Annotated in this window: 13 protein-coding genes; 2 read left to right on the forward strand and 11 right to left on the reverse strand. The window is 44.7% G+C overall.

Features of this window, described 5'->3' with window-relative positions; all coding sequences use genetic code 11:
- Positions 1 to 13: 13 nt before the first annotated feature.
- From mnmD to NXV01_RS04940, 9 genes are all read right to left on the reverse strand, one after another.
- Positions 14 to 760: a tRNA (5-methylaminomethyl-2-thiouridine)(34)-methyltransferase MnmD gene (gene mnmD / locus NXV01_RS04905; protein WP_259023431.1), complete on the reverse strand. Its 747-nt coding sequence runs from the start codon at positions 758 to 760 to the stop codon at positions 14 to 16.
- Between the two features lie 66 nt (positions 761 to 826).
- Complete coding sequence (locus NXV01_RS04910) at positions 827 to 1,306, reverse strand: YqaA family protein (protein ID WP_117610918.1); 480 nt, start codon at positions 1,304 to 1,306, stop codon at positions 827 to 829.
- Positions 1,291 to 2,301, reverse strand: a complete 1,011-nt coding sequence (locus NXV01_RS04915) for a hypothetical protein (RefSeq protein ID WP_259021832.1) — start codon at positions 2,299 to 2,301, stop codon at positions 1,291 to 1,293. Before NXV01_RS04915 ends, NXV01_RS04910 begins: the two co-directional genes overlap by 16 nt.
- A gap of 236 nt (positions 2,302 to 2,537) precedes the next feature.
- Positions 2,538 to 3,812 (reverse strand): phosphoribosylamine--glycine ligase, encoded by a 1,275-nt coding sequence (purD, locus tag NXV01_RS04920; RefSeq protein WP_259021833.1) that lies wholly within the window; start codon positions 3,810 to 3,812, stop codon positions 2,538 to 2,540.
- A gap of 65 nt (positions 3,813 to 3,877) precedes the next feature.
- Positions 3,878 to 4,255 (reverse strand): alpha/beta hydrolase family protein, encoded by a 378-nt coding sequence (locus NXV01_RS25995; protein WP_409012916.1) that lies wholly within the window; start codon positions 4,253 to 4,255, stop codon positions 3,878 to 3,880.
- Complete coding sequence (locus tag NXV01_RS04925) at positions 4,170 to 6,077, reverse strand: DPP IV N-terminal domain-containing protein (protein WP_409012917.1); 1,908 nt, start codon at positions 6,075 to 6,077, stop codon at positions 4,170 to 4,172. The genes NXV01_RS25995 and NXV01_RS04925 overlap by 86 nt, the downstream gene beginning before the upstream one ends.
- A gap of 14 nt (positions 6,078 to 6,091) precedes the next feature.
- A complete protein-coding gene (locus NXV01_RS04930) occupies positions 6,092 to 6,655 on the reverse strand; it encodes an ORF6N domain-containing protein (protein ID WP_148367824.1) in 564 nt (187 codons plus the stop codon).
- 149 nt (positions 6,656 to 6,804) lie between these two features.
- Positions 6,805 to 8,244, reverse strand: a complete 1,440-nt coding sequence (locus tag NXV01_RS04935; protein WP_234131742.1) for a class I SAM-dependent RNA methyltransferase — start codon at positions 8,242 to 8,244, stop codon at positions 6,805 to 6,807.
- Between the two features lie 17 nt (positions 8,245 to 8,261).
- Complete coding sequence (locus NXV01_RS04940) at positions 8,262 to 9,167, reverse strand: serine O-acetyltransferase (protein WP_004296704.1); 906 nt, start codon at positions 9,165 to 9,167, stop codon at positions 8,262 to 8,264.
- 124 nt (positions 9,168 to 9,291) lie between these two features.
- Between NXV01_RS04940 and NXV01_RS04945 the strand changes: the two genes are divergently transcribed.
- Both NXV01_RS04945 and NXV01_RS04950 read left to right on the forward strand, forming a co-directional pair.
- On the forward strand, positions 9,292 to 11,343 hold the full coding sequence (locus tag NXV01_RS04945; RefSeq protein WP_259021834.1) for a histidine kinase: 2,052 nt from the start codon (positions 9,292 to 9,294) through the stop codon (positions 11,341 to 11,343).
- Entirely contained in the window at positions 11,340 to 12,119 is a 780-nt protein-coding gene (locus tag NXV01_RS04950; RefSeq protein WP_259021835.1) for a LytTR family DNA-binding domain-containing protein, read from the forward strand. The genes NXV01_RS04945 and NXV01_RS04950 overlap by 4 nt, the downstream gene beginning before the upstream one ends.
- Positions 12,120 to 12,207: 88 nt before the next feature.
- On the opposite strand, the gene NXV01_RS04955 is transcribed toward NXV01_RS04950, so the two are convergent.
- Positions 12,208 to 12,603, reverse strand: a complete 396-nt coding sequence (locus NXV01_RS04955) for a DUF3836 domain-containing protein (RefSeq protein WP_004296707.1) — start codon at positions 12,601 to 12,603, stop codon at positions 12,208 to 12,210.
- A 390-nt stretch (positions 12,604 to 12,993) separates the two neighbouring features.
- Positions 12,994 to 15,843 (reverse strand): DNA polymerase I, encoded by a 2,850-nt coding sequence (polA, locus tag NXV01_RS04960; protein WP_148367829.1) that lies wholly within the window; start codon positions 15,841 to 15,843, stop codon positions 12,994 to 12,996.
- Between the last annotated feature and the right edge of the window lie 77 nt (positions 15,844 to 15,920).

Raw genomic sequence — 15,920 nt, forward strand, 5'->3', positions numbered from 1 at the left:
CTTGTTCCTATTCTTATTTCCGGGCCCGTAATATTTCCCGTTTACCACCCGGAGGTCCGGGCAGGCGTTCTACTGTGAATCCGGCTGTCTGTAACATCCGGCGGACGACACCTTTGGCGCAGTAAGTGGTCAGGATGCCATCTCTATCTAATAAAACGTAGAGGCGGTTGAATAGTTCTTCCGACCACATTTCCGGCTGCTTTTCCGGTGCAAAGGCATCGAAGTAAATGAGGTTAAATGAAGGATTCAGGGCAGGTGATTCAGCGTTGGTTACGCTATCATTGACATTGCTTATTGTCTGTTCTCTGTTTTCAACCCATTTATTAACGTCTGTCTCTACTTTCCGTAGGGTGAAGTGTGGAGTGAGTTGCACGTCTTTCTCCCAAGGTGATGTATGAAGTTGCTTAAACAATTCGATGGCCGGTTGTTGCCGGTCGGTCGTTGTTAATTGTTCATCATTGGAGATATATCCTAGTTGCTCTATCGTCTGCCATTCCAGCGGGTAGAGTTCCAATCCTGTATAGTGTATATTTCGTCCGCTTCTTTCTGCTTCTTCGAGGGTGAGCCAGGCGTTTAGCCCTGTCCCGAAGCCGATTTCAAGAATACGCGGAGTAGTGGCGGAAGAGGCTTTAAGTCCCATATCGATGAAAATATGTTGAGACTCCGTGCGTGCCCCTTTCGTTGAATGATAATGTTCATTCAATTCCGGAACAAACAGGGTAGCACTCCCGTCATCGGTTTTCTCAATAATCCTTTTCATCATACAATCTCTAATACTTACTGCCTAACGTCTAATACTTTATACTTACTACCTAATACTTATTTCCTATCCTGCCATAGCATCCCAGGCACTTTCGAGCACATACAGGAGGAGGATATAGCGTATCAGTTTGCCGACAAACATGGAAACGATGGTGAGCCATGTGTTGCTTCGCATAAATCCCAGTGCAATGGCTATCACTTCCCCAATGGCGGGAAGAAAGGTGAAGAAGGCCATCAATGCTCCTTTTCCTTGCAGGAATTTCACCATTTTGTCTACTTTCTCTTTCTTTACCTTGAAATATTTCTCAATCCAGCTGATTTTGCCCAGACGCCCCATGTAGTAGCAGGTCATTCCGCCTACTGTGTTGCCCAAAGTGGCGGAGATCAGACAGGCTATCGGGGGCAGACCGAGTTTCACCAGTGCCACCAGTACCAGTTCGGAACTGAAAGGCACGATGCTCCCAGCCAATAAAGCCGAGATGAATAATCCCGGGAGTCCCCATTCTATGAGGAGTTGTATCGTTGAATCTATAAAAGCGTCCATATATTAAAAGCGAATAAGAGGATGAGACCGACCAATGAAATGATGAAAAACACATTCGAACTTTTACTATTGGTCAGTACAAAGAAATGTCCGATCAGGATGCTGTTGCTTATGATAAGCAAAGGCAATAGGGCACTGCAATATATCGGTTGCAGGGCAATCAGCAGGAACAGGAAAATCGTCAGGTCTATCAAGAATTGGAGATAGGCGCGTGTGCGTATCTTATCCTCAAATCCGGCGGCGATGCAATGGACGGCACTGACGATGAACATCACCAACAGATAGCCGAGTATTGCCAGTTCCCAAGGCTGGAGGATTTGCAGGTTGAAGAATTCCCCGAAAGTTAGTAGCTGATTGAAAGGGCGGTAGAACAACTCCATCTCGTTGTAGAAGAAGGCATGTCCGAACAACATCCAGTATGGCAGCATCCATCCGAGCAGCGCACCGCAGAAACTACGCGGAGTGAGCGACTGGAAACGGTAGGCTTCGAGCAACCAAAGCACCGAGAGGATGGTGAACTGTGGGAACAGAATACTTCCTGCTCCGATAAAGAAGAAGGAATAGAATAAATAACCCGCAGCTTGAGTTTGCTGGTAGCTTTTAAACAGAAAATAAATGGAAATGAGAAAGCCCAGGGCAACAATATCTCCTGTATATAGGAAATGCATTTTCGGGCAGACGGTGACCAGCAGGAAATAGATAGCCGTCTGCATGGATGCCCTCATACGGATAATGCTGAACTGATTGTTCAACTCTATCAGAAAGTAGCCGATGGTTGCATAAATCAGGAAGCTGACAATCCGGTCTGCCCATCCCGGAAGCAGAAAATCACGGGTGGGTTGCCAGGCAGAAGGGCTGCCTTCGAGTACGGTTGAGGTTATGGAATTGGGAAATAAAAAGTAAGTCAACACCCAGCACAGGGCGCAGATAAAGATAACGGCAGGCAGGGTCCACCGTCCTGCCGTCACTTGACTTTGTAGTCTTTTATTTCTCATGAGTTTATTACTTGTTATCTCTTGATACTATAGGTACATTCGGTTGATATTCTGGATATTAATATCCTGCATGCTCGATGTTGACAACCATCCTGTCAGCTGTTAATACCTGATTCCTCAAGTATTAACAATTGTCGTCTAAACTATTAATACTTGATAACTCAACTATTAATGCTTGACAAGTCAATGATGTTCAACGCTATGCGGAATAGGGCTACTTGCGTGCGAAACTTGAATTACAAATCGAATCCGATATCGCGGCGGAAATACTTCTTGTCGAAGTCGATCATGTCTGCCACTTTGTAGCTCTGTGCCAGTGCCTCTTCTTTCGTTGCACCGTAAGAGCAAACGGCAATCACACGTCCTCCGTTCGTCACTACTTGTCCGTCTTTCATTGCTGTTCCGGCATGGAAAATGATGCTGTCGGTGGCGGCAGCCTGTTCCAGTCCGCTGATAGGGAATCCTTTTTCGTAGGCTTCGGGATAACCTCCGCTGACAAGGATGACACAGCCTGCCGAACGCGGGTCCATCACCAGTGTTTTTTCGTTCAGGTTGCCTGCGGCAGTGCCTTCAAGCAGTTCTACGAAGTCGCTTTGAATGCGAAGCATCACGCTTTCTGTTTCCGGGTCGCCCATGCGGACGTTGTATTCGATCACCATCGGTTCACCTTTCACCTTGATGAGACCGAGGAAGATGAAGCCTTTGTAGGTGATATTTTCTTCTTTCAGGCCGTTGATGGTCGGCTCAATGATGCGGGTGCGAACTTTCTCCATATACACTTCATCGGCAAACGGGACGGGGGTTACGCTACCCATACCGCCTGTATTCAGTCCTTTATCGCCTTCACCGATGCGTTTGTAATCTTTGGCTACGGGGAGGACTTTATAGTGTTCTCCGTCTGTCAGTACGAATACAGAACATTCGATACCGCTTAGGAACTCTTCGATTACAACAGTTGCCGATGCAGAGCCGAACATGCCACCCAGCATTTCTTTCAATTCCTTCTTCGCTTCGTCCAGTGTAGGGAGGATCAGTACTCCTTTTCCGGCACAAAGACCATCAGCCTTCAATACATAGGGAGCTTCCAGCGTTTCGAGGAAAGCGAGACCTTCTTCGAGGTTTGCAGAAGTGATACTTTTGTAGCGGGCTGTCGGAATGTTATGGCGCATCATGAAGCCTTTGGCAAACTCTTTGCTTCCTTCCAGTTCTGCTCCTTGAGCCGAAGGGCCGATAACGGCAATATGCTTTAGCTCCGGACGGTTCTGGAAGTAGTCGTAGATTCCTTCTACCAACGGATCTTCGGGGCCTACTACTACCATTTGAATGTTCTCTTTCAGAGCGAAAGCACTGATGGCTTCAAAATCGGTTGCTTTGATGTTGACATTCTCGCCTACGGCAGTTGTTCCGGCATTTCCCGGAGCAATGTACAGTTTTTCAACTTTCGGACTTTGGGCAATTTTCCATGCCAGTGCATGTTCGCGGCCGCCCGAGCCAAGTAATAATATCTTCATCTTTGTGCTATTATAAGTTATACTGTTATATATGATTCGTATAGATGCGGTGGACTTTACAGTTTTTATAAATTCTGCTCAAAGTACCGGGTGATTTTCTCGTGCAGATGTACACGGTCACGGCCTGCTACGTTGTGCTTGTGGCACGGGTAGATAAACAGGTCGGGATAAGTGCGGGCATCTACACAGGCTTTCATAAACGACAGGGTGTGCTGTGGCACGCAGGTATCGTCATGATCGTCGTGAATAATCAACAGGTGACCTTTCAGTTGACCGGCAAGATTCTTCAGGTTACATTCTTTGTAGCCTTCCGGATTGCTTTCCGGTGTGTCCATATAGCGTTCGCCGTACATTATTTCATAGTAACCCCAGTCGATTACCGGACCTCCGGCAACGCCTACTTTGAATATCTCCGGGTAACGGAGCATCAGGGCGGTAGTCATGTGGCCTCCGAAACTCCATCCGTGTACGCCGATGCGTTCGCTGTCTATGTAGGGGGAGGGATTTCAGGAATTCAACACCTTTCACCTGGTCTTTGCCTTCTTCGATACCGAGACGGCGGAAGGTGGCATTTTCAAATGTTAGTCCGCGGTTGCTGCTACCGCGATTGTCGATGGTGAACATGATATAGCCTTTGCCTGCCATGTAGGTGTCCCATCCGCGTGCGCCGTTCTGCCATCCTCCGGTGACGCATTGCGCGTGAGGGCCTCCGTAGACGTATACGATGACGGGATATTTCTTAGCCGGATCGAAGTTTGCCGGTTTCATCAGGCGGTAATGCAGGTCGGTAGTGCCGTCTGCCGCTTTGATTGTTCCGGTTTCGATGCTTGGCATCTGGTATCCGTCGTAAGGATTTTCAGCTGTCAGCAGGTTGGCTGTTTCTTTGAAGTTTTTGGTGTCTACCAGGTTGATGACGCGGGGTTGGTCTTTGGTGGAATAACGGTCGATAAGGTATGTACCGGAAGCACTAAGTGCTCCGCTATGTTCGCTTTCCTTGCAATTTTCGAACGGCTGGCTTATTTTGCCATTGCTTACGTTTACTGCAAAATGTCCACTTCTCAAACCTTCTACGGCAGTGAAGATGATCTCTTTACGCTTTGTGTTGAATCCCAGAATTTCGCTGACCAGCCAGTTACCTTTGGTCAACTGTTTCACTTTACCGGCTTGGAAATAACTGCCACCGTTGGCGCTATTATAGGTTTCACCTTTCTTGTTTGCTGCATCTGCCTCAAAGAGATAAAGATGATTGTAGCCGTCACGCTGACTTTGATAGATGAACTTGGTAGGGTCCCACGGCAGAAATACGATGGGGTTTTGCGGCTCAACGTATTTAGGGTGCATTTCTTCATAGAGAACTCCCATGGGTTCTCCTGTTTCTGCATTGTACTGGCAGAGTTTGGCATGATTCTGATCGCGGTTTACTTCGATCAGGTAGAGGCTCTTTTCATCCGGTGCCCAGCTGATATTGGTGAAATAACGGTCTGTCGGATCGCCTGCATTCAGATAAATGCTTTTGCCGGTAGCGGGGTTGTAAATCCCTACTTTTACCTGATGGCTCGTCATTCCTGCCATCGGATAGCGTACATTGTTCACTTCGCCTACGCGCGCAGTGATGTCTACAAGCGGGTATTGTGTCACCATGCTTTCATCCATACGGTAGAAAGCGAGCAGGTTACCTTTCGGACTCCAGAAAGTTCCTTTGTTGATACCGAATTCATTGCGGTGCACTGTTTGTCCGCAAACGATGCCTTCGGGCTCATTGGTTACTGCTTTCTCATTTACATATAGATTATTATCTATCGTGTAAGCCACATTTCCACTGGCTGCGCAATAGTCCTCATTATTCGCCCCGTCCTTTGGTTTGAAAGTGCTGACAACCTGATTGTTCTTGAAATCATATACAATGAACTTTCCTGCTATCGTGAATAGCATTTGTGGCTTGTCTGCCCATGGGAAACGGACGGAATACAGGTGTGATAATTTTCCTGCCTTGTTTTCTTCAAGCACTTTGTTGATTTGCTCGCGAGTGATAACCATTGTTTCTTTCCCGGTTTTGGGTTGAATTGAATAAAGGGTATCTACTCCTGGCTTGATACATTCGTCGCCCCACCATTGCAACCCGTACAGGTTTTCTGCATAGCGGTAACTCTCGCCGCCCGGAATCAGTTCTTCCAGCGTCGGTTTTTTGGTTTCTTGTGCCATAACATTGAATCCGATTGGTAGTGCCAATAATAACAGAATGGCTCTTTTTCCAATTTTACTCATTGCTCTTTTTTTTATTATTTGTTTTTAAATCCTTCTATTTTTACTCTGTCCAAAGGAGTCTGCTTTATTTGAATGGCAGCACTCAATTTGGCAAAAGCGGTGAATAGGTCGTCAAATTGCTTCTCGTAGCTTTCTCTGTCGGAGGATATGTCCTCTTCCAAGTATTCAATCCTTTTCCTCAATTCTTCCAATTCCTGTTTGGGAGCATGGGAGAGCAGGTATTGGCGCATGTGGACGAAGGCTCGCATGATGTTGATGTTGACTTCGATGGCTTTTTCACTATTTAAAAGACCTGATAGCATTGCGACTCCTTGTTCGGTAAAGGCATAGGGCTGATATCTAAACCAGTTTATTTCTAAGGTGCCATTTTGGCACCTTATATTGTTTATCAGTAAGTTAGCTTCTGATTTTGTAAGCTGAAACATAAAATCCGCAGGAAAACGATTTATATTCCTTTTTACTGTTCGTTTCAGGTTCTTTGTTTCAATCTCATACATTTCTGCCAAATCAAAGTCAAGCATAACCTTTTGTCCCCTGATTTCATATATCTTATTTTCTATAATGACTAATTCATTCATTTTCTAGTCTAACTTTTTGGTTTACTATCTACGCCTATTACTTAACATTATTGTTGTTCAAACTTGAGGTCGCAATTTGCGACCTCATATTGAGTATCAGTGCGTTAGTAGATATATGGTGTTGTGGATTGTTCTTAATTATGAATCAATTATTCCTCTTCCTTCTTCGGAATCCTCGGCTCCCGGTTCCCCCTAAATTCTCTTGGCCCTCTCGAATCTCTTCCTCCGCGGAATTCTCCCCGTGGCTTTCTATCTCTGTCGCCGCCTTTGAAGTCGCTACCTTCTCTGCGTGGCTTGTATTCTCCCTCTCTGCGAGGTCTGGACTCACCATCCCGGCGTGGTTTGAATTCACCTTCGCGACGTGGCTTAAACTCTTTTTTTTCTCTGAATCTTGGAGCCTGTTCACCTTCACCCTCTTTCTTCTCTTCGCCCTCTTCCTGGCTCTTGAACTCTTTATATTTTCCGTCAAAAATCTCATATTTGCGGAATTCACACTCTAACGGTCCATTGAACAAAGGAACCTTCTGGCTTGCCTTCAAGCCAATCTGGTCGAAACACTCTTCCCGATAAGAAAGCACCCATGCTTCGTTTCCTACAAATGCGTGTTTCAGGCGTTCGCCGATCATCTGGTAAAGACCGAGCAAATCATTCGTAGAGATACGTTCCCCATAAGGAGGATTGGTGATGATAATCGACTTCTCCTGCGGCTGTTCGAACTGCTGGAACGGTTGCAGTTTCAGCACGATATCTTTCGATACACCGGCAGCTTTTATATTGTGAGTAGCAATTTCATTCGCTTTCGGATTGTTGTCATACCCATAAATCTTATGAGTAAATTCACGCTCCTGACTGTCGTCATTGTAAATCTCATCGAACATATCCGCATCGAAATCCACCCATTTTTCGAAAGCAAATCCTTTGCGGAATACTCCCGGAGCGATATTCTTAGCGATCAGTGCGGCTTCTATAGGGATCGTGCCCGAACCACACATCGGATCGATCAGATCACATTCTCCACGCCATCCGGTCATTAAAATCATGCCGGCAGCCAATACCTCATTCAACGGAGCTTCTACCGCTTCCTGGCGATAACCGCGGCGGTGAAGTGATTCTCCGGACGAGTCCAAAGACAAAGTACAGGTAGTCTGTGCAATATGAATGTTCAGAAGTACATCCGGATTGTTGATGCGTACCGACGGACGTTTACCCGTTTTCTCGCGGAAGTAGTCCACAATCGCATCTTTCACCTTGTACGAAACGAATTTCGAATGGCGGAACTCCTCACTGAATACTACTGCGTCGATAGCAAATGTCTTGTTCACATCGAGATATTCTTCCCATGGAATAGCCTGTATTTGATTGTAAACCTCGTCAGCATCTTTGGCCGTAAAGTTCTTGATGGGTTTCAGGATACGGATGGCGGTGCGTAGGCAGAAATTTGCCTTGTACATCATACGTTTATCTCCTGTAAATGAAACCATACGACGTCCTATTTGAATGTCGTTGGCTCCTAATGCTGTCAGTTCTTCTGCAAGTATCTCTTCCAGTCCTTGGAAAGTCTTGGCTATCATCTCGAATTGTTCGCTCATATAGATTTTTTTTGATTTTATTTTTTTGCTTTAGTTTGTACGATTCTTGCTCCTGCGGGCACGTTTTCCGTTACCCAGATATTACCGCCTACGGTTGCATCACGCCCGATGGTGATTCTTCCCAGAATAGTGGCGTTGGAATAAACAATCACATTGTCTTCCAGGATCGGATGGCGGGGGATTCCCTTGATTGGTTTTCCGTCGGCATCCAGCGGGAAACTCTTGGCTCCCAGTGTGACACCCTGATATAGTTTGACGTTGTTTCCGATGATACTCGTGGCACCGATTACGACACCCGTTCCATGGTCGATGGTGAAGTGAGTGCCAATCTTGGCGGCCGGGTGGATATCGATTCCCGTTTCGCTATGCGCCATCTCCGTGATGATACGGGGAATCAGAGGAACACCCAGTTCCAGCAATTCATGCGCGATACGGTAATTGCTGATCGCTTTAATAGCCGGATAACAGAATATGACCTCTCCGTAGCTTTCGGCAGCCGGGTCACCGTTGTAGGCGGCTTCCACATCTGTTGCCAGTATCCTTCTCATGGCAGGTAACTTACTGATGAATTTAGCGGCAAGACGCGCAGCTTCTTCCCGTTTCGAGTCGGAGCAGACGTTACATTTCCCCTCTATGGAAGTACTAAAACATAATCCGGCCAGGATTTGCTCACAAAGTAAATCAAACAATTTTTCAATGTTTACACCGATGTGATAATTGATAGTCCGGCTGTTAATCGTAGAATTTCCGTAATATCCGGGGAAAAGAATGGAGCGTGAAAGCTCAATAATTTCATACAAGACTTTTGCAGAGGGCAGTGGTTCGCCATCTTTGTGCTGATGAAACAGTCCTTTATAAGATTCGCTTTCCGATAGCTCATCGACTGCCTGTGTCAAAATGTGGGTGAAGTTCAGTGGACTCATTAGGTCAGTTGCTCATATTTATATGGGGACAAAGGTATTAAAAAAAATAATAAAATTCGCTGGGATTCAGGATAAATAATGTATTTTTGTCACATTCAAAACATGACATATATAAAGGGGACTGATGAATCAGAGGACTGCTATGAGACTATTTGCGCTGTTGGGACTGTTGGTGTTGTTAAGTTGCGGATACGCTGATAGACATCACAATAGCTCTTCGTGCGAACAGGTTTTGGTTGATTCTTTGGAAGTTCGTGTGCAGGATTCGTTGTTTTCCAATGTGCATTATTCCCGCTCACAACTGCTTGAGGCACTGACGCAGACGCAAGATTCCCTGGTTTATTATCGTCTGCTCGCCCTTTACGGGAAAACATTTTTTGTCTCTTCCGATTTTGATTCTATACTCTATTACAACCGCCGGGTAAAAGGATTTTCCCGCAATGCTTCCCAATCTTCTGAATCTCTCCAATCTCCACGATGGAATGATGTATTGTCCGATGTTTATAATATAGAAGGCAATGTGTGGATGCAGCTGAACCGTCCCGATTCTGCAATTATCGACTATAAGAAAGCCTACGGATATCGCCTGAAAGGAAAAAAACTGCATCTGCTTCCGGATATTTGTATCAATATCGCTGATGCCTATCTGCACCGCAGTGACTTGGCGCACACTGCTTCGTATTACCGGCGCGCCCTCTTTCTCTGCGATTCTTTGAACTTGTCCGAGCACACGAAATTTCCTGTTTACTACGGATTGGGGCAGACTTACATGGAACTGCGTGATTTCGATTTATCCAATCATTACTATGAATTGGCCGGACAGTTTTTCAATGAAATGAATGTGAGCGAGCAATGGACTTATCTCAACAATCGCGGCAACCATTATTATTACCGGAAAGACTATCAGGAGGCTTTGAAATATATGCGCAAGGCCAATGCACTCGTATCTTCTTATCCACAGATGGTATTTGAACAGAATTTTATCAAAGTAAACCTGGGAGAATTGTATTTGTTGACTGACAAACTGGACTCCGCACAGATCTGTCTGGACGAAAGTTATCGTTTTTTCTCCGATATACAGCATAATTCGGCCGTTCATTACATTGAAACCCAGATGATTGAACTGGCATTAAAGAAAGGAAATATAGCTCAAGCGAAGACTATGATTGCCCGGACCGCTCCTGTGGGGCATCTTGACGCCAATATGCTGACTATACGCAATCAGTATCTGCAACATTATTTTGAGCATACCGGTGATTACCGTCGTGCCTATGAATACCTGAAACGCGATCGCCATCTGGACGATTCCATTAGGAGCGAACGGATACAGATGCGTGTTGCCGAATTGGATATGCGTTACCGGCAGGATACGATAGTGCTTCGTAAGGAAATGAAGATTCAGCGGCAGGCGGCAGAGATGAGAGTGCTCAAATTGAGCGTATCTATCTGGGTACTTGTCTGCGTGTTGCTTGTGGCAGGGGTAGTGGTAATTGTCTGGTATATGCGTAAAAAAAGGGAGTTTCTTCGCCAGCGTTTCTTCCAGCAAATCAACCGTGTCCGCATGGAGAATTTGAGAAGCCGGATTTCTCCTCATTTTACTTTTAATGTACTGGGACGTGAAATCAACCAGTTTAACGGCTCGGAAGAGGTGAAACATAATCTGATGGAACTGGTGAAATATCTCCGTCGTAGCCTCGAACTTACCGAGAAATTGAGCGTGTCTTTGCAAGACGAACTGGATTTCGTGCGTACATATATCGAACTGGAACGTGGGCGTGTTGGAGAAGATTTTGTCGCAACAATTACGGTGGAGGACGAATTAGAGGCAGCCCGCATCATGATTCCATCTATGATTGTGCAAATTCCGGTGGAGAATGCAATTAAACATGGGCTGGCGGGAAAGGACGGAAAAAAGGAGCTAATGGTATATGTTTCCCGTGAAACAAATGGGATTCGCATAACGGTTACCGACAACGGACGCGGGTATCTCCCGCAGGTGGTTTCCGCCACACGGGGTACTGGTACAGGATTGAAAGTGTTGTATCAGACCGTTCAATTATTGAATACAAAGAATAAGAGTGATAAAATACGTTTTGATATAACCAACAGAAGCGATGGACAAACCGGTACGGAAGTGTCGGTATATATCCCGTTTCATTTTTCTTATGATTTATGATGGATACAGAGGATAAGTATAAGGTAGTTATCGTTGACGATGAACGTACAGCGATTGATGCTTTGCGCCGGGAATTGGAGCCCTATCGTGAATTTGAAGTAAAAGGAATCGCAGGGAATGGTGCAAAGGGTAAAAAGATGATTATGGAGTTGCATCCGGACTTATTGTTTCTTGATGTGGAACTTCCGGATACGTTGGGACTCAATCTATTAAGTGAAATAAGGGAAGATGTTTTGTGGGATATGAAGGTCGTATTTTACACCTCTTATGACAAATACTTGCTTCAGGCGTTGCGTGAGTCGGCTTTCGACTTCCTGCTGAAGCCTTTTGAAGCGGAAGACCTGAAAGTAATTATAGACCGTTACCGGAAGGCTATGACCTCTACTTCGCTTCCTCTTTTGCCTTCTTTTGCTTCTTCTATTAGTGCATTGATGCCCCAGCAAGGCATGTTTATGATTAGCACAGTGACAGGTTTCAAGCTTTTGCGGCTGGAGGAAATCGGCTTTTTTGAATATCTGAAAGACAAACGTCAATGGCAGGTGGTCTTGTTTAATCAAACTTGTCTGAATTTGAAGCGGAATACAAAAGCAGAAGATATTATCAGTTATTCACAAGCTTTCGTACAGATTAGCCAATCTGCTATTGTAAATGTTAATTATCTGGCAATGATTGATGGTAAATGCTGTCAACTCTATCCGCCTTTTCACGATAAGAATGATCTGATTATTTCCCGAAGTTATCTAAAAGAACTGCAAGAGCGTTTCTTCGTTTTGTAATGTAGACCTCATATTATGAAATACGCCACTTCTTCAGCAGAAGCGGCGTATCCTTTTGTTAGAATATTAGAATGAGAGAGAGTTTATGTTACATATTTGTATTATCCATCGTAACGGTCATTTCGGGTACCAGTACGTAGGCTTGTTTTTTAGCGTTCCATTTATAATAATTCGTAGTAACGGTCTTGCCTTCATAAGTATAATTGATGCGTAGGTCTTTTTCCCATGCGTCCTTGCTATTGTTCCATTTCAAGGCTTCGCTTTCAATCATACGTTTGTTGTCATCGTACTTGTAGTTGTACTTCATGTAGTTGGCAAGTGTATTTCCATCCATTTTGTAAACGGTTTGTCCCACTGTCATACCATTCTCCTCGATTGGATTATAAATCAATTGATTATCGTAGCTACGTGCAGAAGTAGCAAGCGATACAACAAGAAGAGCTGCAGATAAAACGAACATTTTTAAAGATACTTTTGCTTTCATGGCTATTTAAGTTTTTGGGTTATACTTTCATTTGTCTACCAAATGCATTGGTTTTACGCTGCAAATCTACATATTAATTTGGTATTTATGCATTTTTGAAGATAAAAGATTGTCAAAATGTCAAGAGTGGAGATGGATGATAACTAGCTTTTTGCCAATATTGGTGACAAAAAAATATCCGGCAGTCAATTTGCCGGATATAGAATGAATCACTTCGTCGAAAAAGGAATCTTTTTTCTAGCTTTCTGGATATGGAGTTAAATAATGTTATTACCCATACTTGCTTCTATTTTGTAAGGGAAGGCTTTGGATAAGATGGAGTCTCCCTATGTAATTAATGTCTAAAAGATAGCAATTCCTGATTGAGGTGGCCTTTATTCACTTGATGGTTTAGTGTGCCTCAAGCCAATTTTTGCCCCATCCGCAATCTGCTTTCAAGGGGACGTGCATGCGGTATGCTTTCTCCATTTCTTCGATGACGATTTCTTCTACACGCTCTTTTTCATTGACAGGAACGCTGAAATTTAATTCGTCATGCACTTGCAGGATCATTTTGGCTTGTATTCCTTCGGCCTGGAACCGTTGATAGATACGTGCCATTGCTACTTTTATAATATCTGCCGCACTTCCCTGAATAGGGGCGTTGATGGCATTTCGTTCCGCATATCCGCGTACAACGGCATTCCGGGAGTTAATGTCCGGCAAGAAGCGCTTCCGATGGAAGATTGTTTCCACATAGCCTTTTTCCTGGGCCACCTGAATACTTTTATCCATATATGCTTTCACTCCCGGATAAGTTTCAAAATAACCGTCGATTAACTCTTTGGCTTCTTTGCGGTCTACATTCATTCGTTCGGCAAGACCGAATACGGATATGCCATAGATGATACCGAAATTGGCAGTCTTGGCTTTACGGCGCATATCGGAGCCTACGTCTTTCAGGTCGATCTTATAAATTTTGGCAGCAGTGGCCGCATGAATATCGTGATTGCTAAGGAAAGCATCAATCATATTCTTATCCTCGCTAAGGTGTGCCATGATGCGCAATTCGATTTGCGAATAGTCGGCAGAGAAGAAGAGGCAGCCTTCATCGGGGATGAAAGCCTTGCGGATTTCTTTTCCATTCTCGTCTCGGATAGGAATATTTTGCAGGTTCGGATTGCTTGAACTAAGACGTCCCGTAGCGGTTACAGTCTGGTTGAAAGAGGTGTGCACCCTTCCTGTGCGTGGATTGATAAGCTGGGGGAGTGCGTCGATATACGTGCCCAATAGCTTTTTCAGTCCGCGATGTTCCAGAATCTTTTCTACTACCGGATGTTTGTGCCGGAGGCTTTCGAGTACTTCTTCCGAGGTGACGTACTGGCCGGTCTTAGTCTTTTTTGCTTTCTCTATGATCTTCAGTTTGTCAAACAGTACCTCACCGACTTGCTTGGGCGAAGCGATGTTGAAAGTCTCACCGGCCAATTCGTAAATCTCTTTTTCGATTTGCTCCATCTGGGCGGTGAAATGGGCGGAGGACTGTTTCAGGGCCTCCGTATCCAGCAATACCCCGTTCCGTTCTATATGAACCAATACGGGAACTAGCGGCATTTCTATATCATAGAACAAACGCTCTGCGTCATTCTCTTTCAGCTCTTTCTCCAATACGTTTTTCAGTTTCAGAGTTACGTCTGCATCTTCGCAGGCGTATAGATATACATCTTTCGGATCGAGATCACGCATGTTTTTCTGATTCTTTCCTTTGGGACCTATCAGTTCGTCAATGTGGATAGTCTGATAGTGCAGGTAAATTTCCGCAAGATAATCCATGCCGTGACGAAGTTCCGGTTGAAGAACATAATGAGCGATCATCGTATCGAAAAGCGGACCTTTTACTGTTGCGCCATAATTTTGAAGAACAATCATGTCGTACTTGATATTTTGTCCGACTTTCAACGAATTCTCATTTTCGAAGACCGGACGGAATTCATTTACGATTTTTAACGCTTCGTCTTGGTCCGATGGTACGGGAACATAAAAAGCTTCGTTTTCTGCAATCGAAAAGCTCATTCCGACTAATTCGGCATCCATTGGTTCAGTTCCGGTGGTTTCCGTATCTAACGAGAGAATTTTCGATGTAAGTAACTTTTGAATAATTTCCTGTCTTTTCTCCTCTGTATCAATGAGTTGGTAGTTGTGAGTGAGCGATTCTAACGTCTCTAGGTTCGATTTTTTTGCTTCACCCGGTTCATCGGGCGTGAAATTCGCAAATAAATCGCCTTGCATTCCGCCTCCTTCTTCGGGAAAAAGTGGAAGAGGAGAGGGGGCGCTTTTTCCAGTGGTAACTTTGCTTCCGGTGGCGGAGGTTATTCCGTTTCCGGAAATGTCTTTTTTGAGTACCCGGTCAATGAGCGTTCTAAATTCTAATTCCTCGAAAATGCTACGGAGTGAATTTTCGTCTGCCTCTTCACGGACAAGAGAATCCATCTCAAGTTGGATGGGGACATCGATTTTAATGGTGGCGAGAAATTTCGAGAACGTAATCATTTCCCGGTTAGTTTCCACTTTTGTTTTCAATGCTCCTTTCAGTTGGTCGGTATGTTCCAATAGATTCTCGATACTTCCGAATTCGGAGATCAGTTTTTGAGCAGTCTTTTCTCCTACTCCGGGACATCCGGGGATGTTATCCGAAGAGTCGCCCATTAGTCCGAGCATATCGATCACCTGTGCCGGAGACTGAATGTCAAACTTGGCTTTCACTTCCTCAACGCCCATCACTTCGAAACCTCCAGTGTGTTTGGGACGATACATAAATACTTTGTCACTTACCAGCTGCCCGTAATCTTTGTCGGGAGTCATCATATAGGTAGTGATACCCTGACGACCGGCTTCGGTAGCGAGCGTACCTATCACATCATCGGCTTCGTAGCCTGCCACTTCCAGAATAGGGATGCGGTAGGCACGTATAATATCCTTTATAATAGGTACGGAAAGACGGATTGCCTCCGGAGTTTCTTCGCGTTGTGCTTTATATTGTTCAAAAGCTTCGTGGCGGAAGGTGGGACCTGCGGGGTCGAAGGCTACTCCTATATGAGTGGGATTCTCTTTTTTCAGCACTTCTTCGAGGGTGTTCACAAAACCCAGTATGGCTGAAGTGTTGAATCCTTTGGAATTGATTCTTGGGTTTTTAATAAAGGCGTAATACGCCCGATATATTAATGCATAAGCGTCTAAAAGAAATAATTTATTACCTGAATCCATAGATTTAATTAATTTTTCATGGTAAAAGTACAAAAAAATACGGTATTAAGCGTTTTATTATTACTTTTGTGCTCAAA

Source organism: Bacteroides sp. BFG-606 (assembly GCF_024788145.1).
GTDB lineage: Bacteria > Bacteroidota > Bacteroidia > Bacteroidales > Bacteroidaceae > Bacteroides > Bacteroides vicugnae.